At 62.2% G+C, this 26,353-nt stretch carries 25 protein-coding genes and 1 tRNA gene; 9 read left to right on the forward strand and 17 right to left on the reverse strand.

All coding sequences use genetic code 11. From position 1 onward, the window contains the following. Nucleotides 1-77: 77 nt before the first annotated feature. The 3 genes from ABQM86_RS05230 to ABQM86_RS05240 form a co-directional block, all read right to left on the reverse strand. Nucleotides 78-1,160: an ABC transporter ATP-binding protein gene (locus tag ABQM86_RS05230; protein WP_207596410.1), complete on the reverse strand. Its 1,083-nt coding sequence runs from the start codon at nucleotides 1,158-1,160 to the stop codon at nucleotides 78-80. 206 nt (nucleotides 1,161-1,366) lie between these two features. Next, on the reverse strand, nucleotides 1,367-2,164 hold the full coding sequence (gene otsB / locus ABQM86_RS05235; RefSeq protein WP_207596418.1) for a trehalose-phosphatase: 798 nt from the start codon (nucleotides 2,162-2,164) through the stop codon (nucleotides 1,367-1,369). Next, on the reverse strand, nucleotides 2,154-3,653 hold the full coding sequence (locus ABQM86_RS05240) for a trehalose-6-phosphate synthase (protein ID WP_280626965.1): 1,500 nt from the start codon (nucleotides 3,651-3,653) through the stop codon (nucleotides 2,154-2,156). The genes otsB and ABQM86_RS05240 overlap by 11 nt, the downstream gene beginning before the upstream one ends. A gap of 175 nt (nucleotides 3,654-3,828) precedes the next feature. Between ABQM86_RS05240 and ABQM86_RS05245 the strand changes: the two genes are divergently transcribed. Together ABQM86_RS05245 and ABQM86_RS05250 are read left to right on the forward strand one after the other, a co-directional pair. Further along, nucleotides 3,829-4,707 (forward strand): thioredoxin domain-containing protein, encoded by an 879-nt coding sequence (locus ABQM86_RS05245; RefSeq protein WP_207596422.1) that lies wholly within the window; start codon nucleotides 3,829-3,831, stop codon nucleotides 4,705-4,707. A gap of 169 nt (nucleotides 4,708-4,876) precedes the next feature. Further along, nucleotides 4,877-4,953 (forward strand) — tRNA-Thr (locus ABQM86_RS05250). A gap of 242 nt (nucleotides 4,954-5,195) precedes the next feature. Here ABQM86_RS05250 and ABQM86_RS05255 read toward each other — a convergent pair. Then, the gene (locus ABQM86_RS05255) at nucleotides 5,196-5,690 is read right to left on the reverse strand and encodes a DUF2306 domain-containing protein (protein ID WP_207596425.1); all 495 of its coding nucleotides are present in this window, start codon (nucleotides 5,688-5,690) and stop codon (nucleotides 5,196-5,198) included. A gap of 9 nt (nucleotides 5,691-5,699) precedes the next feature. Next, complete coding sequence (locus ABQM86_RS05260) at nucleotides 5,700-6,629, reverse strand: helix-turn-helix domain-containing protein (protein WP_369746084.1); 930 nt, start codon at nucleotides 6,627-6,629, stop codon at nucleotides 5,700-5,702. 236 nt (nucleotides 6,630-6,865) lie between these two features. Between ABQM86_RS05260 and ABQM86_RS05265 the strand changes: the two genes are divergently transcribed. Continuing rightward, nucleotides 6,866-8,254, forward strand: a complete 1,389-nt coding sequence (locus ABQM86_RS05265; RefSeq protein WP_369746633.1) for an MFS transporter — start codon at nucleotides 6,866-6,868, stop codon at nucleotides 8,252-8,254. A gap of 29 nt (nucleotides 8,255-8,283) precedes the next feature. Here ABQM86_RS05265 and ABQM86_RS05270 read toward each other — a convergent pair whose 3' ends face one another. The 4 genes from ABQM86_RS05270 to ABQM86_RS05285 form a co-directional block, all read right to left on the reverse strand. Then, nucleotides 8,284-8,751, reverse strand: coding sequence for a hypothetical protein (locus tag ABQM86_RS05270; RefSeq protein ID WP_369746085.1), 468 nt, complete (start codon nucleotides 8,749-8,751; stop codon nucleotides 8,284-8,286). Between the two features lie 91 nt (nucleotides 8,752-8,842). After that, entirely contained in the window at nucleotides 8,843-9,250 is a 408-nt protein-coding gene (locus ABQM86_RS05275; RefSeq protein WP_207596431.1) for an Hpt domain-containing protein, read from the reverse strand. Then, nucleotides 9,234-9,959, reverse strand: a complete 726-nt coding sequence (locus ABQM86_RS05280; RefSeq protein ID WP_369746086.1) for a signal peptidase I — start codon at nucleotides 9,957-9,959, stop codon at nucleotides 9,234-9,236. Before ABQM86_RS05280 ends, ABQM86_RS05275 begins: the two co-directional genes overlap by 17 nt. Before the next feature lie 174 nt (nucleotides 9,960-10,133). Next, nucleotides 10,134-10,742, reverse strand: coding sequence for a TasA family protein (locus tag ABQM86_RS05285; protein WP_369746087.1), 609 nt, complete (start codon nucleotides 10,740-10,742; stop codon nucleotides 10,134-10,136). A 273-nt stretch (nucleotides 10,743-11,015) separates the two neighbouring features. On the opposite strand from ABQM86_RS05285, the gene pnuC reads away from it, so the two are divergent. The 3 genes from pnuC to ABQM86_RS05300 are packed head-to-tail and all read left to right on the forward strand — an operon-like array spanning nucleotide 11,016 to nucleotide 13,559. Next, complete coding sequence (pnuC, locus tag ABQM86_RS05290; RefSeq protein WP_369746088.1) at nucleotides 11,016-11,681, forward strand: nicotinamide riboside transporter PnuC; 666 nt, start codon at nucleotides 11,016-11,018, stop codon at nucleotides 11,679-11,681. A gap of 1 nt (nucleotide 11,682) precedes the next feature. After that, a complete protein-coding gene (locus tag ABQM86_RS05295; protein ID WP_369746089.1) occupies nucleotides 11,683-12,792 on the forward strand; it encodes an AAA family ATPase in 1,110 nt (369 codons plus the stop codon). Then, on the forward strand, nucleotides 12,789-13,559 hold the full coding sequence (locus ABQM86_RS05300) for an NUDIX domain-containing protein (RefSeq protein WP_369746090.1): 771 nt from the start codon (nucleotides 12,789-12,791) through the stop codon (nucleotides 13,557-13,559). The genes ABQM86_RS05295 and ABQM86_RS05300 overlap by 4 nt, the downstream gene beginning before the upstream one ends. A gap of 44 nt (nucleotides 13,560-13,603) precedes the next feature. Here ABQM86_RS05300 and ABQM86_RS05305 read toward each other — a convergent pair whose 3' ends face one another. The 6 genes from ABQM86_RS05305 to ABQM86_RS05330 form a co-directional block, all read right to left on the reverse strand. Further along, on the reverse strand, nucleotides 13,604-14,284 hold the full coding sequence (locus ABQM86_RS05305; RefSeq protein WP_242703615.1) for a DedA family protein: 681 nt from the start codon (nucleotides 14,282-14,284) through the stop codon (nucleotides 13,604-13,606). Nucleotides 14,285-14,386: 102 nt separating this feature from the next. Further along, entirely contained in the window at nucleotides 14,387-15,466 is a 1,080-nt protein-coding gene (locus ABQM86_RS05310) for a LacI family DNA-binding transcriptional regulator (protein WP_369746091.1), read from the reverse strand. 38 nt (nucleotides 15,467-15,504) lie between these two features. Next, nucleotides 15,505-16,407, reverse strand: coding sequence for a carbohydrate ABC transporter permease (locus ABQM86_RS05315; RefSeq protein WP_207596440.1), 903 nt, complete (start codon nucleotides 16,405-16,407; stop codon nucleotides 15,505-15,507). After that, nucleotides 16,404-17,285, reverse strand: a complete 882-nt coding sequence (locus ABQM86_RS05320; protein ID WP_207596442.1) for a carbohydrate ABC transporter permease — start codon at nucleotides 17,283-17,285, stop codon at nucleotides 16,404-16,406. The genes ABQM86_RS05315 and ABQM86_RS05320 overlap by 4 nt, the downstream gene beginning before the upstream one ends. 46 nt (nucleotides 17,286-17,331) lie before the next feature. Continuing rightward, nucleotides 17,332-18,669, reverse strand: a complete 1,338-nt coding sequence (locus ABQM86_RS05325) for an ABC transporter substrate-binding protein (protein WP_369746092.1) — start codon at nucleotides 18,667-18,669, stop codon at nucleotides 17,332-17,334. Between the two features lie 44 nt (nucleotides 18,670-18,713). Then, nucleotides 18,714-20,150, reverse strand: a complete 1,437-nt coding sequence (locus tag ABQM86_RS05330) for a GH32 C-terminal domain-containing protein (protein WP_369746093.1) — start codon at nucleotides 20,148-20,150, stop codon at nucleotides 18,714-18,716. A gap of 337 nt (nucleotides 20,151-20,487) precedes the next feature. Between ABQM86_RS05330 and ABQM86_RS05335 the strand changes: the two genes are divergently transcribed. From ABQM86_RS05335 to ABQM86_RS05345, 3 genes are all read left to right on the forward strand, one after another. Beyond that, nucleotides 20,488-22,047 (forward strand): glycoside hydrolase family 32 protein, encoded by a 1,560-nt coding sequence (locus tag ABQM86_RS05335; RefSeq protein ID WP_280626995.1) that lies wholly within the window; start codon nucleotides 20,488-20,490, stop codon nucleotides 22,045-22,047. 126 nt (nucleotides 22,048-22,173) lie between these two features. Beyond that, the gene (locus ABQM86_RS05340) at nucleotides 22,174-22,782 is read left to right on the forward strand and encodes a dihydrofolate reductase family protein (protein WP_369746094.1); all 609 of its coding nucleotides are present in this window, start codon (nucleotides 22,174-22,176) and stop codon (nucleotides 22,780-22,782) included. Between the two features lie 132 nt (nucleotides 22,783-22,914). Then, on the forward strand, nucleotides 22,915-24,573 hold the full coding sequence (locus ABQM86_RS05345) for an ATP-dependent DNA helicase RecQ (RefSeq protein ID WP_369746095.1): 1,659 nt from the start codon (nucleotides 22,915-22,917) through the stop codon (nucleotides 24,571-24,573). A 42-nt stretch (nucleotides 24,574-24,615) separates the two neighbouring features. On the opposite strand, the gene ABQM86_RS05350 is transcribed toward ABQM86_RS05345, so the two are convergent. After that, a complete protein-coding gene (locus ABQM86_RS05350) occupies nucleotides 24,616-25,530 on the reverse strand; it encodes an NAD(P)H-hydrate dehydratase (RefSeq protein WP_369746096.1) in 915 nt (304 codons plus the stop codon). Next, nucleotides 25,514-26,299, reverse strand: a complete 786-nt coding sequence (locus tag ABQM86_RS05355) for a histidine phosphatase family protein (protein ID WP_369746097.1) — start codon at nucleotides 26,297-26,299, stop codon at nucleotides 25,514-25,516. The genes ABQM86_RS05350 and ABQM86_RS05355 overlap by 17 nt, the downstream gene beginning before the upstream one ends. Nucleotides 26,300-26,353: the final 54 nt, after the last annotated feature.

Consider the following 26,353-nt stretch of genomic DNA (forward strand, 5'->3'; position numbering starts at 1 on the left):
GTTAGGTTAACGCGAGAGCGGCCCGACCTGGAGGGGTCGGGCCGCTTTCATGCGGAGTTATGTGACTGCCGGTGGGACTAGTCGCCCAGGCGGAGGCCGGTCTTGGTGTCGAACAGGTGCACGTGGCCGGACTGCGGACGAACGAAGATGGACTCGCCCTTCATCGGGGGGCGACGACCGTCGACGCGTGCAACGATGTCGTGGCTCTTGCCATCGAGGATGGTGTGGCCGTAGACGTAAGCGTCGGCGCCGAGTTCTTCGACAACGTCAACCTCAACCTGGAGGCCTTCGCCGTTGCCGACGGTCTCAAGGTCTTCCGGACGCGAACCAACGGTGACGGTCTGGCCGTGAGCCTCTTCGAGGATGTTGCGCGGCACGGGGTAAACCGTTCCACCGAACTGGACACCGCCGTCGACTACCGGCAGTTCCAGCAGGTTCATGGCAGGGGAGCCGATGAAGCCTGCAACGAAGACGTTCTGCGGGCGGTCGTACAGGTTGCGCGGGGTGTCAACCTGCTGGAGCAGGCCGTCCTTCAGCACTGCGACGCGGTCGCCCATGGTCATGGCCTCAACCTGGTCGTGCGTCACGTAAACGGTGGTGACACCGAGGCGGCGGGTCAGGGACGCGATCTGCGTACGGGTCTGGACGCGAAGCTTGGCGTCAAGGTTGGACAGCGGCTCATCCATGAGGAAGACCTGCGGGTTACGGACGATTGCACGACCCATGGCAACACGCTGGCGCTGACCACCGGAGAGAGCCTTCGGCTTGCGGTCCAGGTACTGCTCAAGGTCGAGAAGCTTGGCGGCTTCGCGAACACGCTCGGCGCGCTCTTCCTTGGAGACGCCGGCGATCTTCAGGGCGAAGCCCATGTTGTCGGCAACGGTCATGTGCGGGTACAAGGCGTAGTTCTGGAAGACCATTGCGATGTCGCGGTCCTTCGGCGGAACGTCGGTGACGTCGCGGTCGCCAATCAGGATGCGGCCGGCGTTGACGTCCTCAAGGCCTGCGAGCATGCGCAGCGAGGTGGACTTACCGCAACCGGAGGGTCCAACGAGGACCAGGAATTCGCCATCGGCGATGTCGATGTTGAGCTTATCGACGGCGGGCTTATCTGTGCCCGGGTACAGACGCGTAGCGTTATCAAAAGTAACTGTAGCCACAGTTATCAATCCCTTCACCGGCAGGTACGTGCCGGACGATCCGTTGTGAATGGTTCATTTTCTTCAGTTGAACTCCCCGGCCAATGGCCGGGGAGGATCATGTGACGTCGCACGGTACTGTGCGTCACATCACATCCAAGAGTATGTCAGACTTTTAGACTTACTGCCTAACTGTTACAAACATCACATGTTGCCCTGGTCACGCGCTAAGCCTCGGCGGTGACCTTCCGGCGCTCCCTTAGGAGGGCTTCCAGCAACTCCGCCACGTGTACCGGCGCCTCCACCCTGTACTGGGCCTGAGTGAAGTCCAAGCCAACCTTGATGCCCACATCATCGCCCAGAAGCCGGCCCAACGCGTCCTCATCGGTGACGTCGTCACCCGCGAACAGGATGGCAGTGGCCCCGGTTGCCTGACGCAGGAATTCAACGGCCTCGCCCTTGGAGGCGTGAACCACGGACGTCTCCAGCACACGTTTGCCCGTTTTGAGGTAGACGCCCGGATGCTCCCGGAGCACCCGCATGGCGGCTTCGACGGCGTCTTCCGCGACGTCGTCGTCGGCCATCCTCGTGTGGAGGACGACGCCGGCGGGCTTGTCTTCGAGCAACGTCCCCGGAGCGATGTTCACGATTTCCGCGAGGACCTCACGCACCGAGGCCAGTTTGCTGCGCTGCTCATCGTCCAGTTCCAGGCCAAGGGATCCTTCGCCGAGCCACACTTCAGCCCCATGGCTGCCGATCAGCAGCGTGTCTGCCGGAGGTGAAGCGACCAGCCGCAGGCTGTCCAGGGCCCTGCCTGAGATGAGTGCCGTCGTCGTGCGCGGAAGTTCGGCGAGGCTCGCCAATGCGGCAGCCGAGCGGGGCAGGGGGCGGGCATCCTCCGCCCGGTCCACGATGGGGGAGAGCGTGCCATCGAAATCGAGGGCTACCAACAGATGCTCCGTGCCGGAAATGCGCCGGACTGCTTCAAGCAACTCCGGTGACAGGGAAAGACTCTCAGCTGTCATCGCGCACCACCTTCTCTTCCAGGGCGGCCAGGAACTCCGCCGACCAGTGATCGACGTCGTGATCCAGAATTTGCTTGCGCATCAGCTTCATGCGGCGGCGCGCTTCCTTGGCGGGCATGTTGATGGCCCGCAGAACGGTGGACTTGAGTCCGTCGATGTCGTGCGGGTTGATCAGGAGCGCCTGTTTGAGTTGGTCGGCAGCGCCGGCGAATTCACTCAGGACCAACGCGCCGTCATCCTCGGAACGGGCCGTGACGTACTCCTTGGCCACCAAGTTCATGCCGTCGCGCAGCGCGGTGACCAGCATGACGTCCGCAGCGAGGTACAGCGCCACCATTTCTTCCACCGGGTAGCTGTGGTGCAGGTAGCGGACCGCAGTGTTCTGGATGGTGTCGTAGGTGCCGTTGATGTGGCCCACGGTGCCTTCGATCTCCTCGCGGAGCAGCCTGTACTGTTCAACCCGTTCCCGGCTGGGGCTGGCCACTTGAATCAGGGTGGCGTCCTCCACCTTGATGTGGCCGTCCGCCAGGAGTTCCTCGAAAGCCTTGAGCCGGTGCCTGATGCCCTTGGTGTAGTCCAGGCGGTCCACGCCCAGGAGGATGGTCTTCGGATTGCCGAGGTCCTTGCGGATCTGCTGTGCGCGCTGGATGATCTCAGGCTTGGACGCGAGCTCGCGGATCTGGGCAACGTCGATGGAGATCGGGAAAGCCTGCGCCCTGGCAATGTGCGTGACCTCGCCGTCGGGACCCTTGACGTGCACCTGCTGCTGCTTGACGCTGGCGCCGAGGAAGCGGCGGGCTGAACGCATGAAGTTGCCGGCGTCGCTGGGCCGCTGGAAGCCCAGGAGGTCCGCGCCAAGCAGGCCGTCAATGATTTCACGGCGCCACGGCAGTTGCGCGAAGATCTCCGGCGGCGGGAACGGGATGTGGTTGAAGAAACCAATTTTGAGGTCCGGCCGGGTTTCGCGCAGCAGGCGGGGAACCAACTGGAGTTGGTAGTCCTGCACCCACACTGTGGCACCGTCGGCGGCATGGCGGGTCACGGCGTCGGCAAACTTCCGGTTGACCTTGCGGTAGGAATCCCACCACGTACGGTGGAACTCCGGCGGCGCAATGACGTCGTGATAAAGCGGCCAAATGGTCGCGTTGGAGAAGCCTTCGTAGAACAGCTCGACATCGTCGCTGCTCAACTGGACCGGTATGAGGTCCATGCCTTCATGGCTGAACGGGCGCACCGTCTCGTCCGGGGCGCCATGCCAACCCACCCACGCGCCGTCGGACTTCGTCATCATTGGCGCCAGCGCCGTTACGAGACCGCCGGGCGAACGCCGCCAACCGTCGCTGCCATGCCCGTTGTCATCGCTGATGCGGTCAACGGGCAGCCTGTTGGAGACCACCATGAAGTCGAACTTGGTTGCCGTGGGCTTCTTGACGGGAGAAGCCCGAACGCCTTCTTCGGTCTTGAGTTTCTCGCTTGCCAAATCCTGCATTAATGCTCCCTGGGGTTGCTGTGACTCAACTCCCAGCCTACTAGCGGAATCTTCCATGGCACTTGATCGTTCAACAACCGGGCAAGGGGTCTGCGCCAGATCTTCAAGTTTGCTCCCGTAAACTGACCCCGTTGCCCTAGCTATGCCCTTTGACGTCGAATACCCCGAGGAACTGATGAGCCCTGCAAACGAACAACGCCTGTCCAAGGCTGAACGCACCGCCCAGGCACGGGAAAAGGCGCGCGCAATCCGAGAAGAGCAGCTGAAGAAGGACAAGCGCAACAAGCTTTTGGTCGGCTGGGGCATTGTGGTTGCCGTTGTGGTCATCATCGCCTTGGTGGCGTTCGTGGTCATCGGCCAAGCGCAGAACAACGCACCTATCGCCGATCAGGGCCCGACGCCGGCCAACGGCAACGTCCACGGCGGCGTGACGCTGCTCGCCAACAGTGAAGTTGTTAAGTCGGAGCCGGCCACCGTCAACGTTGCCGACGTCCCCAGCCCTGCAGCTACCCCGCCTGCCACCGTGACGGTGCCTGGCGGCGAAGCCGAAGCCGGCAAGCCCGTCAAGGTCATTGCCTACATCGACTTCATCTGCCCCGTCTGCAAGCGGTTCGAGACCACTTACGGAGAGTCGCTGACCAATCTCCGCAATGAGGGCAAGATCTCCCTTGAGTACCGGCCCCTCGGGTTCCTGGACCGCCAGTCCACCACCAACTACTCCTCCCGCGCGGCCAACGCTGCTGCGTGCGTAGTGAACTCATCCCCGGAAAAGTACGCGGACTTCTTCAACTTGCTCTTCGAGCGCCAGCCGGCTGAAGGAGGAGCGGGCATCTCCGACAACGACCTGAAGAAAATGGCCACCGAGGTTGGTGCGGCCAACATCGACACCTGCGTTGACAGCAAGCAGTTCCGTCCGTGGGTGAAGGTTGCCACGCAGGAAGCTGCAGCAGTAGGCATCACCGGCACTCCCACCGTGTTCATTGACGGCAAGCAGTGGGACGGCAGCACCGATCTGAACGCTGAAATCCAGACGGCCGTTGACGCCAAGGGCTAGTAGCCCCCGCTGAATGCACGACGGCGGCCGGTCACCCTTGTTCCTGGGTGGCTGGCCGCTGTTGTACCGTTCGCTTCCGGTTTGGTCCCGGCGAATTTCGTTGACGGGGATGGTCTGGGCTAACCTTATCTAGCGCTCTTTCGCGCTGTGCTTCGGGTAACCGGAGCGTGCCTCCTTAGCTCAGTTGGCCAGAGCACCGCTCTTGTAAAGCGGGGGTCGTCGGTTCGAATCCGACAGGGGGCTCCACGAACCCCTCCATTCCGGCGATTTTTCCGGGATGGAGGGGTTTTTGTGTCGGGTTTTGGGCGACGCACGACTGTTGTTGCAGGAATCAGATTTCAGCAACAACGAGTCCGGGCGGACCCAGGCGCTGAACGGCGTCGAATTCAGCGCTGGCGGCGCACAGCGCTACTCCAAGAGGCGTCTCACATGGATGGATTATTTGGCCTCACCAGGTCCGCGGCAACACTGAAAGCGGCTGGAAGGTGCTACTTTCGGACGCTGATCACCGGTGCAGTCTTCTGACGAAGCTGCATCAGGCCGGCGACAGTCAGCCCGGCAGTAAGCGCCAGGGCCGCTACCCACAGTGTGAGGCCGGTGAGGTCGTGGATGGCCATTTGGGGGAGCCGTCGATCAGGCACGGCGATCACGCCAATGAAGGCGCCGACGAGGCCGAAGTAGCTTCCGGTCATAAACCGCTGATGCGCCCGGATGTTGCCGCGGCGGACGGTCACCAGGCCCATCGTCAGGGTGCAGAACGTCAGCACGGACAGGGCGTGAAGCCAGTTGAATCCGCCGTCGATGGTCCGGATCCCGAACGAGGTGAGGACCACGACATACATGGCCACCGCCCAGATGCGCCCCAGGATTTTGTGCGCTGCGCTGCCTTTGTTGCGGCGGAGCAGGTTGACGGCGCCGAAGATCAGGGCGTAGCCCGCTGCGATGGCGTGCAGAGCGATCAGGAAAGTCCACGGCGAGGGCATACGGCCAGCCTAGCGAATTCGGAAGTGACTATCGGGCTGTGGCAGCGTGGACGATCGTTGATCAAGGGGCAATCGGGCCGGGCCCTCCGGCCCTACCGCATCGCCGGCGGCCAGCAGTTGAAGTGCTTCCGCGGCAGGCGTCCCAGGGTCCGCAGCGTACATGAGGATCCTGTGCCCGGACTCGTCGGGCGGTGTGAGGACCTCGAAATTCAGCTCCAGGTCACCTACTTCGGGGTGGTGCATATGCTTCAACCCGGACATGCAGTTCTCAACGGGGTGCCGAGCCCAGAATTTCGCGAACTCCTCACTCTTCAAGGTGAGCTCACCCACCAAGGAAGCGAGTTCAGGGTCATCTGTGGCCCGGCCGGCGACGAGCCGTAGTGATGACACCGCACGCGTGGCTTCCTCCAGCCAGCGTGGGTAAAGTTCGCGGGTGTGCTGGTCAAGGAACAACAAACGAGTCATGTTAGGCCTTGTTGCAGCCGACTTCGGTGCGTCGTAGTCCAAGTGCCCTGCAACCAATCGATGACCGAGCCGGTTCCAGGCAAGCACCTCGCTGCGGCGTCCCAGCACAATGGCGGGGGTGCTCGACATTGACTGAATCAGGCGGAGCGTCCCGGTCCTGGCCTTGTCCGGCTTCGTCACAGTGCGGCGTTTGGTGGTGCGGGCCCGGGCAAGATTGAACAGGTGGGCTCGCTCGTCAGTGTTGAGATTCAGGGCCCGGGCGATCGCATCAATGATGGCATCAGAAGCATTGTTACTGAGGCCCTGCTCCAGACGGGTGTAGTAGGTATTGCTGACTCCCGCGAGCATGGCCAGTTCCTCCCGTCGGAGGCCTGGTACGCGGCGGATGCCGTAATTGAGCAGGCCAACGTCTTCCGGCTGCAGAGCCGCCCTTCGGACTCGAAGGAACTCCCCAAGTTCACTCACCATAGTCATGACCACCATTCTGCCGGTCCCCACCGGCAGTGTCCTGTCCCTGTCAGGGGTAGGCAGGAGGGGGTGTGGTTCATCCGGGCACATGCGTAGACCGTTGGAGCTGTGAAGAAGCCGCCCACGGGCGGTTACAGCTCCAGCAAAGGATCACCGATATGACGACACAACCGGATGTCACCAAAGGCACCAGCCTTCCATCTGCCACCGTCCACGAACCCCAACCGGACTCGAAAAGGCAGATGACAGGCCGGCAGCGGCTGGCCCTTATTGTCCTGCTCGCAGCGAGTTTCACCCTCGCTGTTGACTTCTCCATCCTTAACGTCGCCCTCCCGGCCATCGGCACCGATGTTGGCTTCAGCCTGGAGAACCTTCAGTGGATAGCGACGTCATTCGCCCTGTGCGCTGCGGGCCTGACATTGCTGTTCGGACGTGTCGCCGATATTGCCGGACGCCGCAAAATGTTCATCATCGGCATGGCCCTGCTTGGCGCGGCGTCGCTGGCCGGCGGATTGGCTGCCGACCCGGCCTTGTTGCTCATTGCACGCGTGGGACAAGGCGTCGCGACGGCCATTGTCGTTCCCGCTGCCCTGTCCCTGTTGCTGGCATCCTTCCCGGAAGGCCCGCTGCGCGATAAGGCACTGGGCCTTAATGGATCACTCATGGCCGCGGGCTTTACGACCGGCGCTATCCTCGGCGGACTGCTGACGGACCTGCTGAGCTGGCGGTGGGCGTTCTTCATCAACGTGCCTGTTGCCATCGGAGTACTGGTTATCGCTCCCATCGTCCTTGCCGAGAGCAAGCCCACCACGAAGTTGAAGCTGGACGTTCCGGGTGCTGTCACCGTTACCCTCGGCCTTCTGGCCCTTGTCTTCGGTTTGACGAACGCCGCCGAGCACTCCTGGACCAATCCATTGACTTTGGGCTCCCTCGCGGCAGCCGTTGTGCTCTTTGTTGCCTTTGTGGCGGTCGAACGCCGGGCAAGCTCGCCGCTGGTACCGCTGGAGATCTTGAAGCGCTCCACTGTCGCCTGGGGCAACATCGCCGGCATCCTGGCCTTCGTCACTGAAACGTCCCTGGTGTTCTTGCTGACGCTGTACCTGCAGCAGGTTCTCGGCTACACCCCGCTCGGTGCAGGATTGGCCTTCGCGGTCCTCGGTCTCGGCACGGTACTCGGTGGCGTCCTCGGACCCAGGGTGATCGGAAAGATCGGCAACAAGAAAGCCATCGTCTACGGATTTATAGGCCAGGCCATTGCCACAGGCATCCTCGTCCTGCTCAGCGCAGACCCCGCATCCATCGGTCTGCTCCTGGTCGCCACCTTCATCGGTGGTGTAGCAAACCTTGTTGTCATCGTCGGCTTCATGGTCACTGCAACGTCCGGGCTGCCTGATGAAGAACAAGGCCTGGCCACGGGACTGGCAACCATGAGCCAGCAGATCGGCATCACCATGGGCATCCCCATTATGAGTGCCATCTTCACGGCTCAAATCCTCAGCATCGGTAACAACGAGGCCCCCGCCGTCCTCAGCGGTGTCACAACCGCCATTTGGGTCAACGCCGGCCTTTGCCTGCTCACCGCACTGGTTGTGGGCCTGTTCCTGCGCAAACCGGCGATGTCCGCCAACTAAGCCCCACAGGCAGAAGCCCTACATCTGGCTCACGGGCAGTTCAGCGTCCCTGTCAGGGGTGTGTCCGCCCACGCGTTGGTGGAGTTGGGCACCTTGTAGTAGCCACGGATCTGGTACGTCCAGGTGCCTGAGAGGTTGCTCGTGCTTTGGACCCCTGAGCTGTAGGCCTTTCCTGAGGCCTTGCTGAGGTCGCCCGTGAACCGTACGACGCCGTCGGGGTCTATGACCTTAAGCTCGTGGTAGTTCGCGTAGGCGACGGCCGCGAAACTGCTGACGCTGATTTTGGCTTGGCCAAACCAGAGGAATGAATCGCAGGACTTCGACACACTTACCGTGCTGGCTGCCGGCGCGGGGATCTTTGCCGCACTGACAGCCATCGCACCTGGCGCGGTGTCGCTGAACTGGGCGTGGGCCGGTGAAATGTAGACGCCCATCAGCAGTAGCATGACCGCCAGGATGGTGGCCGGTACTTGCCGGATGATGCCTTTGCCATGCATGTGCGTGATGCCGTCCCGGTAGTGCGAATGATGTGTTTCCAGTGTGCCGAACGGGCCTCAGGAAACACCTCGGTGAACACTCAAGGTCCGCTCAAGACCGAAAAAAACCCCGGTGCCGGCTCAGCGATGTATGCGCGGCCCTGATGAGGTCGGACCGTGAAGCGAGACAGCGGTCTGCCGTCTGCCTCAGCGCCGGCAGCGCATGGGCGGCGTCGTCGAAGTGGTTTTCCCGGATCATTGATTCGATGGCCCGGCATTGGTGCTCCGTTTCCCTGGCTCCCACCATGGAAGAGCTGATCTTGAGGCTAAGAACAGCGGTGGTGGTCTCCGTTGCGTCATGCTCGTCCACAGCGTGGACTATGCGTTCGACGCGCTGCGGAAGCATCGCGAGGTATTTGGCGAGGAAACGCAGTGCCGGTTCAGGGCTTCCCAGTTCCTCGGCGAGTGATTGGAGCCTGCCCAGGTCCAGTTCACCGCCTGGATTACCCGATGGCTTCATCGCGGCCTCCGGCCGTTTCCCCGGGTGTGGTCTTGGCGGGCTCTTTGGTCCAGATGGAGGCGAGCATTCCGATGACCAGTACGGCGGGTGCGCCGTACATCAGGATGTTCATGACGATGGGTTCGCGAAGGGCGCGGATGGCGTTGCCTACGTAGGGGATGGTGGTGACCTGCTTGTCCACGGTTTGGCCCTGCAGGGTGGCTATCCAGGGGTCGATACCGTTGTTGGCGTCGCCTTTGGTCTGGACTGCCACGCCGCCGTCGGCGGTGGTGCTGATCTCGGTGATCCGGTGGGTTTCCACCCGCTGGTCTTCGACCGGGATGTGGTAGGTGATGATGTCGCCGACCTTGACGTCGGTGATGGGGGTGGGGACGGTGACGACGACGTCGCCCGGGTTGATCAGCGGGGCCATGGATCCGGTGAGCATGGTGGAGGTCTGGTAACCCAGGACGCGCGGGCCGATCGCGAGGAACAGGAACACCAACGCAGCGAGGACCAGCATGCCCACGCCGATACCCCTCACCACTTTGCCGGCAATCCGGCGGAAGGTGCCGGTAGTGCTTGCAATGGAGGTGGCCGCTGCGGGCTGCTTCACAGCGGCGGTCTCAATGACGGAAGGAACGACGGCGGCGGGTCGGGTCCCGTTCTCTGCTGCGGCAGAACGCCGGCCACGAACTGCGGGAGTGGTGATGGTGCTCAGTGCGCTCATGCCTGGCGTTCCTTTCGTGGTGTTCGACGTGCTTTCAGTCTGTCCTCCCTCGCTCAAGAGAGCGTGCGGGTAGGCCTCAAGACTTGATCAGGAAATGGCCAGGAACCGGCCGGAAGGGCATACCGGCCGGCCCCTGGGGTCTATCGGACTGACCGTTGAGGGTCAGCGGGGGTGCTACTTGGTGGTTTCGGTGCGTTGGGTGCCGGTGAAGGAGAAGGCGATGGTGGAGGTGGCGCCTTGGAAGTCGTTGTTCGCGGTGGTGGGGAATGCGGTGGTGACTTTGAGGTTGTCGGTCTTGGCCGAGGTCACGGAGGTGAGGTTGGTGAGGGCCTTGTTGGCGGTGATGACCGGGGCGGAGGCCAGGACGGTGCTCTTGGTTCCGGTGCAGTTGTAGGGGGCTGCGGTGCCGGTCCAGGCCACGGAGCAGTTTTCGATGGTCAGCTGCAGGCCGTTGGTGGCGTCCGTGGTGAGCAGGGACCCGGTGGCCCCGGCGGAGGTGGTGAGGGTGACGTTGTTCAGGTCCGAGTTGCCGGTGTTGGCCAGGGTGACGAGCTTTTCGACCTTGTCTCCGGGGAGCAGTCCTGCGATGGGGACGTTGAGGGTGTTGGCCGGGCCGGGGGCGCCCAGGGCGATGGTGACCGTGCCTACGGTGACAGCCTGCGACGCGGAGGTCGACGAGGTGAACGCACCGTAGGTTCCCATGCCGGCGACGGCGGCTGCGGTGCCGACCAGTGCGACGGAGGCGAGGATTTTGCCGGAGGTGGTCTTGAGGCTGATGGCCATCTGAGTATGGTCCTTTCGGGAGGCCACCGCGGGTCCGGCCGGCCGTTTCTTCCAGCCTCTCTGGCTGACAAGAACTACTGTGCCGGGGCTGGATCAAGAACAAATCCTGCAAACCCGCAACACTTCCTCAGGAAAACCTCAAGACTCACCCATGGCCCAAACCCGGGTCCCGGACTGTCCTCCCGGACCGCCTGGAAGAGTTGTTGTCAGACTGACGATAACTCTGCTACAGTCATTCTTGTCAGGTTGATAATAACGGATGGAAGAACGACGATGACGACACTGCTCGATTGGATGAATTCCGCAGCAATTCCCAACCTCTTCGGCAGTCCCGTGAGTTGGATCGAAGTCATCGGCTTCGTCACCGGTGCTGCATGTGTTTATGGCGTAGCCCGGCAAAAGCTTTGGAACTGGCCTGTCGGTATCCTGAACAATCTTGCGTTCATCGTGTTGTTTCTCGGAGCCGGCCTTTACGGGGAGACCGTTCTGCAAGTGATCTTCGCGGCTGTTGCCGTTTATGGCTGGTACAACTGGGTGCGGGGCAGTGCCGACACCGACAACAAGAACGACTTGCGGATCCGCGACGCCGCTGTCAAGGAGATCCTCCTTGGCGTCGGTGCCACCTTGGCCGGCACTGCTGCTGTGGCGCTGGTCCTCACGCACGGAACCGACTCCCAGGTTCCTTGGCCGGACGCTTTCGTACTGACCGCCTCACTTGTAGCAACATACGGGCAGGCCAAGAAAATCTTCCAACACTGGTATGTATGGATTCTCATCGATGTGGTCTCCATCCCGCTCTACTTCAGCCGCGGTCTGGCACTGACAGCCATCCTTTACGTCGGGTTCCTGGCCCTCTGCACCTACGGACTTATCGACTGGAAACGTGCCCGCAGCACTGAAACACCGGTTATCCCCGAAGCTCTCAAGACAGGAGCATGACATGTACAAGCAGGCCCTGGTCATCGGTAAGTTCTACCCGCCGCACGTAGGCCACGCCCACCTGATCACCACTGCCGCAGCGCAGGCCGAAAAGGTCGCTGTCCTGGTACTGGGCACCCGCTTTGAGTCCATCGGCGTTGAAGACCGTGCCACGTGGCTTGCCGAAGAGTTTGATGGCGTCGGCGGCGTGGAGGTCATCGGTATGCGCAACGACTGCCCTGAGGATTATTACTCGGACGAAATCTGGAAGGCCCAGACCGAGCTGATGCGTCTGGCGCTGAAGTCCCACGGCGTAACCTCCATTGATGCCGTGTTCAGCTCGGAAGAATACGGCATCCAATTGGCCGAGGCCTTTGACGCTGAACACGTCCTGGTGGACCTGGCCCGGACCACCTACCCGATCAGTGGCACTGTATGCCGTGATGACCTTGGGGCGGCCTGGTCCTGCATCATCACACCCGCCCGCCAGGAGATGGCAACGCGCATCATTGTGGTTGGCGCCGAGTCCACGGGCACCACCACACTGGCCAAGGCGCTGACCGAGCATTACCGGCCGCGCTTCCCCCGGCTCACGGAAGTCCCAGAATTTGGCCGCGAATACACCTACACGAAGTTCGACGAACTGCGCGCCCGGACCCCGGACGCGGAACTTCAGAACATGGTGTGGACAGCGCAGGACTTCGGCCTGATTGGCGCGCGACAGACCGATATGGAAAATGCGGCAGCTGACGCCTGTCCCTTGGTGATTGCAGACACGGACGCACTGGCGACCACGCTCTGGGAGCGGTTCTACCTGGGGGAAGGAAGTTTCGGTTCGTACCACGCTGCCGACGTTCTGCCTCGGCGTGATGTGTACCTGGTCACCGATCACGAGGGTGTGGAGTTCGAAGACGATGGGTGGCGTGAAGGCGAACACCGGCGTGCAGAAATGACTGAGTGGTTTAAAGAGACCCTAACTGAGGAAGGGCACTCCTGGATATTGGTCACGGGCGACCACGAACGGCGCATGAAAACCGCCGTCGAGATTATTGACCTGATCCTTGCCCAACGGAGCAGCCTTACTTCTCCGCCCTGGGCGACCAGGACCGTTCTGGAAGGAGTAGGGGCATGACACCCGAAACGGATTCCGCCGGGAAATTTCTGGAAAGCTACAACCCCCGGGACTATCCCTCCGTAGCCCTGACGGTGGACCTGGTGGTCTTTGCCGTCGCCCGAGGGGTGCTGAAAGTCGCTTTGGTCCGGCGGGGAGAGCACCCTTTCAAGGATGTGCTTGCCCTACCAGGAGGCTTTGTCGGCGCGGAGGAATCAGCCGGAAAAGCAGCAGAGCGTGAGCTCGCTGAAGAGACAGGTCTGGACCTCGGAAGACTGCCGGTCCATATCGAGCAGTTGGCTACCTACACGAGTCCGGATCGGGATCCCCGGATGCGCGTTGTCTCGGTGGCCCATCTGGCGCTCTTGGCTTCCAGCGGGACCTCGCTGCCAATGATCGCCGCCGGGTCCGATGCTGCCTCTGCTGGCTGGTATGCCGTCCATGACATTCTCAGAAGCGACGGGCTGGCCTTTGATCACGCCGTTATCCTGGGCGACGGCTTGGCGCGGCTGGCAGGGAAAATGGAATACACCACCGTCGCTGCCCGACTTCTGCCGGAGGAGTTCACGCTGACTCAGCTTCGCACCGTCTATGACGCCGTGTGGGAAACAACGCTGGCCGCTGGTAACTTCACCCGCAAGATGATGCCTCAGTTGACTGACACCGGCCGGAAGACCCGCGGTTCAACCGGCGGTGCCCCGGCCGCGCTGTTCACCGCCACGGACCGGCACATCCATCCGCCGCTCAAACGCTTCCCCACGGCTCCCGTCCAACCACGCCGATCGTGAGCTGATTTGCACGCCTACGGGGTCGGGTGACTGACTGAAAGCGCCTACTTGGCGCTTTCCTTTCCCCGTTTTACCCTCCGGACAACGAGCCACGCAATGAAGGCGGCAAGCCCTGCGTACACGGCATAGTTGAGGAATCGTGAGTACTGGTCAACCAAGTGGTATTGCTTGCCGAGCAACGCGCCCAAGCCGATGAGCAGCGCGTTCCATACTCCGGTGCCGGCGATGGTGAAGATGCTGAAGGTCATAAGGTTCATGCGTTCGGCGCCCGCCGGGAGGGAGATGAGACTGCGCACCCCGGGCAAAAGCCTGCCGAAGAAGATCGCGGACTTACCGTGGCGTTCGAACCAATCGGCGGCTTTCTCGAAATCTTCCCGATCAACCAGTGGAAGTTTCGACAGCAAGTGGATGGAGCGCTTAAGCCCTACTTTGTACCCCAACCAGTACAACAGCAGCGCTCCCACATAGGCGCCGAGAGTGCTGGTAAGGAACACCAGGAGCAGGTTGATGCTGCCCTGCTGGGTGAGGAAACCTGCCAGGGGGAGGATGACCTCGCTGGGAATCGGCGGGAATACCGTCTCCAGAAGGGTCAGCAGGCCCACACCCCATTCGCCGAGGGCCTCGATTACTTGAGCGGCGACACCGACGATCCCGGTCAGCTCGTCGGTGGAACCACCCGTTTCCAGAGAGCCGATCAAAGCGATGTCCTTCCCAAGAGCTGACAGGTTCACAAGGGAAGCCCAGTGATGGGGGACCACTGGGCTTCCACCCTCAACGCTATTCCCATGAGCGCCTGTGGGCAATGAGCAGTTCTTTGTACAGGATTGCTAAGCCGGTGAATGCACTGCTACGGACGCCCGCTCAACCGGCGGACAGGCGATCTTCACAGCGGATTCAAGGGGAGCAGCATCCAGGCCCAGGAGCATGCGTACGCCGGCTGCGCCCAGCTCGTAATGAGGCAGTGACACTGTGGAGAGCGGCGGGCGCAGGTGGGCAGCGATGACTTCCTGGTTGTCGAAACCCACCACGGCAATGTCCTCCGGGATGGACAGCCCGTTTTCCCGCAGCCCATCGTAAAGTCCCATGGCCATACGGTCGTTGTAGCAGTACACGGCACTCACCCCAAGCGTGAGCAGGCTTTCCGTGGCCCCGTAGCCGCCTTCCTGATCAGGGTAGGCCTCCAGCACCAACGCCGGATCAAAGGGAATTCCGGCGGCATCGAGCGCGTCTTTGTATCCCTGGAGCCGGCCATCCCTGGCCGGTGCAGGGGTGGTGGCGTTGATGAACGCGATGCGACGGTGGCCACCGCGGAGCAGGATCTCGGTTGCCGATTGTCCGCCTAGGGTCTCGTCGGGGACCACGGCGCGGGCTGCTCCGGCTTCTGGTGAAAAACAGTTGACCAGGACGAAGTCCGATTCCCGCAGGGTTTCGGGGATGTCCGTGGGGCGGTGGAACCAGGTGGAGTACAGGATGCCGCGTACTTTGTATTCCAGCATCATGGCGATCGCGTCTTTTTCGAGCTCCTGGTTGCCTTCGGTATTCGCGATCAGCAGGGCATAACCATGTTTCCAGGCTTCGTCTTGAGCGCCGTGAATGATTTGGCCAGCGAATGGTGTGGTGGCTACGCCGTCGGCAACCAGTCCGATGAACTTGGACGTGCCACTCACCAACGTTTTGGCCATGGCGTTGGGACGGTATCCCAATTGGGTGATCGCTTCGGTGACGCGTTGGCGGGTTTCGTCGGCGATCCGCGCGTTCTTCTTCTTGTTGATCACCAGCGAGACCGTGGCAGTGGACACTCCGGCCAGTTCAGCCACTTCGCGGAGGGTCACCGGATGGGCGCGGCCTGTTCTGGCAGGAACGGCGGGGGCGGCCGCGTTGCCTGACTCTCTCTCCTGCGAAATCATCTGTCCTCCATCAGGAGTATAACCGTCGGCCTTAGCGGTCATCCCTTGTTCGCTCCGCTCTCAAGGCCTTGGATCATGGCCTTGTTGAGGACCAGGAAGACCAGCAGCAGCGGTGTGATGGTCACGCAGACGGCGGCGAAGGTGGCCGTCCAGTCCACCTTGCCCATGGCGCCGATGTAGTTCTGCAAGCCCAGGGGGATGGTCTTGAGGTCCTCGGAGAGAACAAAGGTGTTGGCGAAGATGAAGTCGTTCCAGATGAAGATGCTGTTGACCAGCACCACGGTGACCACGGTGTTGAGGGAGAGCGGCAGCGTGATCAGCCCGAAGATCCGGTACGGTCCGGCCCCGTCCAGGGATGCTGCCTCGTAGGTTTCGCGCGGAATGTACTCGAAGAAGGACGAGAAAAGGTAGATGGACATCGGCAGGGCGAAGCCGGCCAGTGGGATGATCATCGACTGGTAAGTGTCCAGCAGGTTCACGGCGGAGTAGTCGATGAACAGCGGGACCAGCGCGATTTGGACGGGAACAATGATGCCGATGAGGAACAAGCCCCGGACGAACTTGCTGAGGCGGAAGCCAAGGACCTGGATGGCGTAAGCGGCCATCATGCCGAACAGGACAATCAGAATGTTGGCGCCCATGGTGACGATGAAACTGTTCAGGATGTTCCGTCCCAGGTCGCCGGTTTCAAAGGCGCGGGCATAGTTTTCCCACGTCAACGAGCTGGGAAGCCCGAACGGATCACCGCTGGCAAAGTCGTTTTCGGTCCGCAGGCTGGTCACGAACAGCCAGGCGAGCGGGTACACCTGGACGATCACGATGAGCAGGATCAGGACCCTCGAGAGTGTCCGGTACAAGCTGGGCTTCCGACGCCGGCGCTGGGGGACGGGGGAAGGAACCCTGGCGCGGGTCGGCTGAGCCGGGGCTGTCTGGGTGATCATGAATCTGCCTTCCGCTTGAGCATGAACAAGATGAGGCCGACGGCGACAAGGCACTCGATCACGATGAAGACGGCGATGGTACTTGCGTAGCCAAAATCCGTGCTGGTGAAGGCTGTCTTGTACATGTAGGTGGTGAGGAGCTCGGAGGATTGTCCCGGGCCGCCGTTGGTCATGAGGTACGGGATATCAAAACCGCGCAGGCCGTAGGTCGTGGCCATGATGGTGGTGGTAATCCACACGGGCCGGATGTAAGGGAAGCGGATCTTGGTGAAGAGCGTCCACTTCGATGCGCCGTCCAGGACCGCGGCTTCTTCGAGTTCCTTGGGTACGGCGATCAAGGCCGCGTAAATGATGAGCATGTACAGCCCGGTGAACCGCCACCCTTCAGGGGCGGAGACCGCGGCCAGCACTGTGGTGACGTCGGACAACCAGGCACGCTCCAAGGAACCCAGTCCTATCCAGTGCAGCAGCTGGTTCAGCAGGCCGACAGGGTCAATGGAGTAGATACGGACAAAAAGGAACGCAATGGCGACCGTGGAGATCACGGCGGGCAGCAAGTACAGGGTCTTGATCAGTTCACGCCCCCTGCGCAGGGACGTGAGCAGGCTGGCGACAACCAGGGCACCGCCCAGCTGCAGGACCAGGCAGATGGCCAGGTAGACCAGGGCGTTGAAGAAGGAACGCCAGAAGATGTCGTCAGCCGTGAGCATTCGGACGTAGTTGGCCAGCCCGACGAACTCCATGTCACTGATGCCATTCCAGGAGAAGAAGCTTAGGAACAGGGACTGAAGGATGGGGAAGAGGACTGCTGCGCAGTAGAGCAGCAGTGGTGGGAGCAGGAAAACCAGGACTGAGGTCCTTGACCTGTTGGGAAGCATGGTGGGCCTTTCGGGCGGGGGCCTTACCGGCCCCCGCCGTTTCGGTTTACTTGAAGAACTTGGGCGCGTTCTGCTTGATGGCGTCGTCCATGGTCTTGGTGAATTGTTCGGGCGTGATGTTGCCCTGGACCAGGAGGACCAGCTCTTGCTGCAGACGGCCGTTGGTGGTGGGGTCCAGTTGGGTGTCCCACGGCATGGCCTGCTTTTCCCCGAGGGCGTTGGCCGTTTCGAGGGCCTTTTTGTACAGCGGCGTAGCGTTCGCGGGGATGGTGGTTTCCACGGTGGTGGTGGGGGAGAGCGCCCCGGTGGCAGCGTATTCAGCCGGGTACTTCTCCAGGGCGAACTTCAGGAAATCGCTGACCAGGGGATCGTACGTCTTCGAGTTCACGGCCATGCCGATGCCGGACGGTGAAACGAACTCGTTGGCCGCTGTCACGGAACCCGGTGTCGTGGGAAGGGTGAAGAAGTCGACGTCATCCCGGACGTCAGGGTTGAGTTTGTCCGTGGCGAGGCTGGGCAGTTCCCACGTGCCGATGTTGTACATCGCGGCTTGGCCGGAGGTGAACTGGTTCTGGGCATCGGAGTAGCCCTGCGCAGAGAATCCTTCCTGGAAGCACTTGGCCTTGCCGAGTTCGGCCATCCATTGAACAGTCTTCTGACCCGCGGGATCGCTGAACGCAGCTTCGCCCTTCTTGAGTTTCTGGACGAAGTCGGGCCCGGCAGCCCGGAACGGCTGGTAGGCGACATAGCGTTCCAGCGGCCACTGGTCCTGCCCGTCGATGGCGATCGGCGTGATTCCTGCGTTGCGCAAAGCCGTGCACATCGCTGGGATGTCGTCCAAGGACTGAGGGACAGCCACGCCCGCTTTTTGGAGCAGGGCCTTGTTGTACCAGATGAATTCCAGCTCGAACTGGAACGGGATCATGTAGAGGGATCCGTCATCGAAGCGCTGGTAGTCCAAGGCTCCGGGCCGGTAGTCGTCGTAGAGGTCCAGCGACTTCAGCAGTTTGTCGGCCTCCACCATTTTGCCCTGCTTGGCCAGCTGCTGCGCGAATGGGGTGGCGTCCGTGTCAAACAGTTCGGGGAGCTTGTTGGCCGCAGCCAGGGTTTCGAGCTTCTGGATGTAGGAGGGCCGGTCCGGGGTGGTGATGAGGTTCAGTGCAAACCCCGGGTGGTCCTTGGCGTAGTCGTCGGCGAGCTTCTTCATGATGTTGATGACGGCGCCATCGGCAGGCCTGGAGAGGAGCCACGAGATTTCGCGGGGCTTGATCTCCCCGGTGGGGCTGACGTTGGAGGGGTCTGTAGCAGCTCCTCCGCCGCCACAGGCTGTCAAGGCCAACGCGGTGACGGCTGCGACGGCAGCAGCACGGAGTAGTTTCTTCATTGCGGCAATCTCCCTTGATTGGAACAGAGGTTGGGGTGGGATATTCAGTTGTCGATGCGCTGTCGTATCTCAAGTTCGGTGACGGTGACGGTTCCTTCGCCGGCAAAGACGCCGATCCTGCCGGTTGTGAGGTCGTACATCCTGGCGCTGAGCGCCACTTGACGGTCGACGACGGCCACGCAAATGTCGCCGTCGACGATGACCTCAAGCGTGTGCACGCCGGGGGTGAGGTCACAGGGCCGCTCAAGTTCGACGTCGAACGGCACGTCACCGGAGACATGCCACTGGGCATCTCCGGTGATGGCGCGCGGCCAGCGGTCGAAGACGAGCCGGCCACGCTTGGGTTCCAGACGGAGGACGTAGGAACGGTCGCCGTCGGCGCTTGAGCGGAGCAGCAACCCGCACTCGGTGGTGTTCGGAGCTATGTCCAGGACCACCTTTGCGTAAAATTGCTGCGGCAACTCCTCATCGGACAGCAAAGCCGTGTACCCGTCCGGCACATCGACCCGGGCAGGCAACGCACTGGCCAAGGACACCGGGACGTCATCCCAGAAGCTCTCTACCAGCTCGTCCGCGAAGGAGAATGCCAAGGTTCCGTCCGGGTTTTGGCGGGCTTCCAGCACGGACATGGTGCCGGCCCACTGCCATGGCCCATGATCGGTGTTGCCTTCCTTGGTGGCGATCCAGCCAAAGAAGAACCGGCGACCGTCGCGTTCTGCGGACTTTGAGGCGTAAAAGGCGCGGCCGTCGATGCTGTCCAGGTGCGGCACAGTCCACGGGCCGTCGGGGCTCTTGGCCATGCGGTAGCGGGTGGTGAACGATTCCGAGAACTCGGAGTACACCATGTACCACCAGTCACCCCAAACGAACACATCCGGGCATTCGTGGGTGATGTACCGGCGCGGGTCCCAGAACGGATCGGTGTACTGCCAGGCCATCAGGTCAGTGGACACACACTGGGCTATGACGCCGCGGCGGCGTTCCGGACCGGTGGAGTGCCGGGCTGCCAGCAGCATCCTCCACTGCTTCTTGTCGTCATCCCACAACACGAAGGGATCGCGCCAGTCTCCGGACTCATAGCCGTCCGGAGCGCCGAAAGTCAGTTCCGGATGTTTTTGCCAGGTCCGCATGCCATCGGTACTGGTGGCGTGCATGACCAACTGGAGGGGCGCGCCGTCGGCCCCGAGGTTCCGGGGGTTTTGTCCGGTGTAGAAGAGGTGGTGGACGCCGGACCCGTCCGCCACGACGCTGCCGGTGTAGGCGTTGAAGTCCATGTCGCTTTCGCTGCCATGGTGCAGGGAGACGCCATGGTTCTCAAACTGGGTGAGGTCCTTGGTGGTGACGAGGTTCCATGATGTTCCGGGTTTTGGGTCTGAGCGGTCTTCGTGAAGGTAGAAGAGCCAGAACTCCCCGTCCTTCTCGTAGGGGATAAGGTCCCCAACCCATCCGTCGGCGGGTTGGAAGAAGACTGGGCGTTTCATCTGCGCTGATGTCCATTCTGCTAAAGCGTTTGATCACTCGTAAGCTAGCGTGAAAACTCCGGTCGATCAAGCGTTTTAGCAATTTTTGTTTTCCACCAAAATTGTGGTGCTAAAACGCTTGACCGTCGAAGCGGCCGCCACTAATGTCCTGCGTAGCCGATGACTCACCGGGCCGCTCGATGCTGAGCCGTCCGAACCCGGCCATGAGTACCAATCCAGCTCTCCATCTCACGCGCAGTACCAGGCTGCCCGGGACTTTCCCGACGGCCGCGCACGTTCATCACCATGACGTTTGGCAGGCCGTCGCGCCCGCCAAGCACTGAGAGGAAACACATCAATGACGTATGACATCTCTCGCCGCACTGCCCTGCAAGGTGCAGGAGTTGGTGCCCTGGCACTGTTCATGAGCAGCGCCGTCCCCGTGGCAGCCCACGCCCAGACGTCCCTCCGGGCGATTTACCACATGACGCCGCCCACGGGCTGGCTGTGTGATCCGCAACGTCCCGTTCATACCAACGGCGCCTACCAGCTCTACTACCTTCACTCAGGCCAGAACAACGGACCGGGCGGATGGGACCATGCGACCACCTCCGACGGAGTGTCGTACACCCACCATGGAGTGGTGATGCCACTGCAGCCGGACTTCCCCGTCTGGTCGGGATCGGCCGTAGTGGACACCGCCAACACCGCCGGCTTCGGTGCCGGCGCAGTTGTCGCGCTCGCCACCCAGCCCACGGACGGCATCCGCAAATTCCAGGAACAGTACCTTTACTGGTCTACGGATGGCGGCTTCACCTTTACCGCATTGCCTGACGCGGTCATTGTGAACACTGATGGACGGACGGCCACCACCCCCGCCGAGGTGGAGAACGCAGAATGGTTCCGCGACCCCAAGATCCATTGGGACGCGACGCGCAACGAATGGGTCTGTGTCATCGGCAGGGCCCGCTACGCTGCCTTCTACACCTCTCCCAACCTGCGTGATTGGCAATGGAAGTCCAACTTCGACTTCCCCAACCACGCCCTTGGTGGCATCGAATGCCCGGATCTGTTCGAGATGACCGCCGGAGACGGCACCCGGCATTGGGTGTTCGGCGCGAGCATGGACGCCTACAGCATTGGATTGCCGATGACTTTTGCCTACTGGACAGGTTCATGGAACGGCACAGCGTTCATCGCGGACAACCTCACACCGCAGTGGCTTGACTGGGGATGGGACTGGTACGCCGCCGTAACCTGGCCGGCCGTGGAAGCACCTGAGACGAAGCGACTTGCCACCGCATGGATGAACAATTGGAAATACGCAGCCCGCGACGTACCCACAGACGCATCCGATGGTTACAACGGACAAAATTCCATCACGCGCGAGCTCAGGCTTGAGCGCCAACCGGGTGGCTGGTACACCTTGCTCAGCACGCCCGTTCCGGCGCTTTCGAACTATGCCACGTCCAGCACCACACTGCCGGACCGCACGGTCAACGGCAGTTTCATACTGCCGTGGAGCGGGCGCGCGTATGAGCTGGAGCTCGATATCTCTTGGGACACCGCCGCGAACGTTGGAGTGTCGGTGGGCCGCTCGTCGAATGGCAGCCGTCATACGAACATCGGCAAATACGGCGACGAACTGTACGTCGATCGCGCACCATCGGACCAAAGCGGCTATGCGCTGGCACCGTACACCCGCGCCGCGGCGCCAATTGACGCCAATGCCAGATCCGTCCACCTGCGTATCTTTGTCGACACCCAAAGTGTTGAGGTTTTTGTGAATTCCGGGCACTCGGTGATTTCGCAGCAGGTGCATTTCGCGGTCGGGGACACGGGGATCTCCCTTTATGCTGACGGCGGTCCGGCAAACTTCACCGGAATCACCATCCGCGAGTTCGGGACCCCCATCTAAGGCTGCGCTCCAAGGTTGGAAAGAACGACGGCGACACTAAAGCGGGCGGCAGCGTCGCCGTCGTTCTTCCGGTCCGGTGGGTGGTCTCAGCCTTGACAACCCGCAGGCACCCACGACACTGATGTCATGTATAGGAATTGCCGGGTCTCGGCCCAGTTTTCGATGTCCCTGGACGGCTTCATCGCCCGCGTGGATGACACCGTGGGGCCCTTGTTCGATTGGTACGAGGCCGGGGACGTTGAGACCTGGATGCCGGGACATCCCGTTCCGTTCCACCTGAGTGAAGCCGATGCTGCGTACTGGAACTCACTTCCGCGTGAGGGGGCGTTCATCTCAGGCCGAAGGCTGTTCGACATCACCAAGGGGTGGGGAGGCCATCCGCCCAATGAATCGCCCACCGTAGTGTTGACGCACCGCGAACCCCCAGTGGATTGGCCGCCCACCAGACGGGACGGCCAGCCCGTGCCCTTCGAGTTTGCCGGGGACCTGGAAACGGCGCTGGAGCGGGCCGCCGTTCACGCCGCCGGCGGAGAAATCGGAGTTGCCGGGGCAGACGTCGTGCAGCAGTGCCTAAGGCGCGGCGTGGTGGATGAGCTCCGTGTGGACCTGGTGCCGGTGCTGCTCGGAAGCGGTATCCCGTGGTTTGGAGCACTGGATGGCGACCTCCTGTTTAATGAGCCCGTAATTGTGCCGGGCACCCGGGTGACCCACCTGGTCTACCGGGTCCGCCGATAGGGGCGAAGGCAACAGGGCGTTATCCACAGCGGGTCAAGCAGCGGACGACGTCGGGTCCCCGCCTCCGCTAGGCTGGACACCTCGGCTGATGCAAGTGGCCGCAGGAACCTCTATGCGGAGCCACCCTACGAAATGTCTGTTGACCTTGCCCTGAGCGCCCTCGCGGCGTCCTCTTTTTCCCTTCCTGAACTGCGTGATGGCCAACTCGCGGGTATGAGCGCCCTTGCTGAGGGCCGTGATGTCTTGGCTGTCATGCCCACCGGGTACGGCAAATCCGCAACCTATCAGGTGGCGGCACAGTACCTTTACCAGCAGACGGGACGGCCCGCCGTCGTGGTGTCGCCTCTCATTGCCCTGCAGGAAGACCAGCTTGACGGGCTCACGGAGGACCTGGGCCACCATGCCGCCGTCGCCATCAACTCTTCCCGCAGCGATTCCGAAGTGGAGGCCGCCTGGCAGGCGGCCGAATCCGGCAAGGCCACCTTCTTGTTTCTCGCTCCGGAGCAACTGGCCAAGCAGGCGACCGTAGAACGGATCGCCGCGCTGGACATCACCATGTTCGTGGTGGACGAGGCCCATTGTGTGTCCTCCTGGGGCCATGACTTCCGCCCCGATTACCTCGACTTGGGCACCGTCCGCGAACAGTTGGGCAACCCACCTGTGGTGGCGCTGACTGCCACCGCCTCCCCGCCGGTGCGCGACGAAATAGTGGAACGGCTGGGAATGAAGGCCCCCTTGGTCCTGATCCGCGGCTTCGACCGGCCAAACATCAGCCTCACAGTGGTCCGGCACCAGGAAGACAAAGCCAAGCGGGAAGCCGTGCTGGACCACGTTGCCTCCCTGGCCGCGGCGAAAGGGATGGGATTGCTGTACGTTGCCACCCGCAAGGACAGCGAAAAGTATGCAGCCAAACTGACAGATGCCGGGCTCCGTGCGGAGGCGTATCACGCGGGCAGATCGGATACTGACCGTGAGACCATCCACGAGTCGTTCATGGATGATCAAGTGGATGTAGTAGTGGCCACAACGGCGTTCGGCATGGGCATCGACAAGCCCAATGTGCGGTTTGTGGTGCATGCCGACATTCCGGCGTCATTGGACTCGTACTACCAGGAGGTTGGCCGGGCCGGCCGGGATGGCGCGCCCGCCGAGGCGATCCTGCATTACCGGGCGGAGGACCTGGGGCTGCGTAAGTTCTTCAGCACCCATTCCCCGGACCCCGATGCACTCACAGCGGTGCTGAAAGTCATCAAGAATGCCGGCGCTCCTGCCCCGAAGACCGCATTGGTGGAACTCACGGGCTTCCCCGCGCGGCGGATCACCGCACTGGTGAACCAGTTGGAAGAAGTGGATGCCGTCAGCACGGGCAAGCGTGGAACGCGGCTTGAATCGAAAGCCAGGCTGTCCACCCTGGTGGGCCGCGCCGTCGAACGTGCTGAGGCCCGGCAACGAGTGGAACAGTCGCGGCTCACCATGATGCGCGCCTACGCGGAGACGGACAGTTGCCGCCGCCAGTTCCTGTTGGGCTACTTCGGTGAGGACCTGCCGGAGCCTTGCGGCAACTGTGACTCGTGCGCTGACGGGCACGACGACGGCAGGCTGGACCGGGCGCCCGTCTCCGACGCGGAGGAGACGTTTCCTTTGCAATCCACGGTGGTGCATAAGGAATGGGGGCAGGGCTTGGTGATGCGCCACGAGGATGACGTCATCACTGTCCTGTTCGAACAGGAGGGCTATAAAACCCTGTCCCGTTCCGCCGTCGTCGAGCATGAATTGTTGAAGCCTGCCTAGGTGCCTGCGGCAGCCGCCGGCCGGCTGCCGCAGGGCTGGAGCTCAGGTGTTCAGCTCCAGCATCAGGGCCGGCAGTTCGTCGGCCAGCTCGCGTGCCAGGAAACCCAACGGGCCGAGCTTGCTGGCCAAACGGTCAGCCGCCGCTGCGTGAAGGTGGGTTCCCCAACAGGCGGCCTGCGCATCACTGGTTCCCCGCGCCCGCAAACCGGCTACGGCGCCAGCGAGAACGTCACCGCTGCCGGACGTCCCCAGTCCGCCGTACCCGGTGGTGATCTTCCATAAGTTCCCACCTGCGCCCGACGGCCCGGCAATAATGCCCTGGCAGCTCACCACTGCATCAAACCGGTCTGCCACAGCGGCAACATCGCGTTCGAGGTCTTCCACGTCCCGGCCCAGCAATATCCCGGTCTCCGTCGGATTGGGCGTCAGTATCAGCCTTCCCCGCCACGGTTCGAGCTCCTCCTCGATCCTGCCCAGCACTCCCAGGGCAAAAGCATCAAGAACGACGGCGGGACCTCCCGCGGTGCCGCCGCCGTCGTCGGACTGTTCCTGCTCCAGTAACGCCCGCAGCAGTGCCTCAGCGAGGTCGAGGTCGTCCAGGCCGGGCCCAATGAGGAGGGCGTCCGCCTTCTCCAGGTCGCCGGCGATGCGGTCCAAGCCTTCTCCGGTCACTGAGCCGTTGGGGTTTTCGGGCAGGCCAACAGATCCGCATTCAGGCAAGGCCACGCCAATCTGCACCGCAGCGGACTCGGCGACTGCCAGAGTGATTTTCCCGGCCCCGGCACGGAGCGCCGCAGTGCCGGCCAGCAGCGCCGCGCCGGGCGTAGTCCGGGCCCCTCCGATCACCAGCACTGCTCCCCGCGAGTACTTGTCCTCGCCCGGTGCCGGCAACGGCCAGTCACGCAGCAGCGAGGGCGTCACCAGGATGGCGGCACTGGATTCACTGCGGGTGGACACTGGCGTCTCCTGCATGTTCTGTCACTGCAACACCCTGCTCCGCCAGATGGTCAGCCACATTGAAGCTCTCCAGTTCCCACAGGCCTGAGCCGGTAGGACGTACGTAACGGGTGATCGACGCATTCAGCACCGACGTGGTCGCGGCAAGGTCCAGGATTTCGTCCTCGGACATCCCTTCCAGGACGTAACGGACCAGCAGGATGACGGCATCGTGGCAGACCAGCATCACCCGGTGCCCTGTTCCCAGGGTGTTGAGCTCATCCAGTATCGAACGCAGGCGGAGTGCGACGTCAGCCCACGACTCCCCGCCGGGCGGGCGGTAGTACAGCTTGCCGAGCCAAAGCCGCCGCTCGGCTTCGTCGGGGTACCTCGTCTCGACGCCCAAGCGCGTCAGCCGGTCCAAAATACCCAGTTCCCGGTCCCTGAGGCGTTCATCGGTGAGTACCTTGACGGGCCAGCCGGCGGTCTCCACAGCGATTTCCGCTGTCTGTCTGGCACGGGCATAGGGGGAGGACACCACAGCATCGGGCCGGAGCTCTTCGGCCATCCGGGCGAGCGCCGTTCCCAGTGCTTTCGCCTGCTCCCGGCCCGTGCCGGATAAGTTCACGTCGGGATCCCTGGCAGGAACCTGGATAACCTCCGCTCCAGCCAAGCGTGCCTCCGTCGCGGCCACGTTTCCTTCGCTTTCACCGTGCCGGATCAGCAGCAACTCCACGGCACCGGCCTCCTGGACTGCGTCCGTCAGTCCGTCCTCGTTCACAAAGATCACTCCTCCGCGTGTGTTGCCGAATGCAGAACACTACCCAGTGCGTACCCACGGGTC

Source organism: Paenarthrobacter sp. AMU7 (assembly GCF_041200195.1).
In the GTDB taxonomy this organism is placed as follows: Bacteria; Actinomycetota; Actinomycetes; order Actinomycetales; family Micrococcaceae; genus Arthrobacter.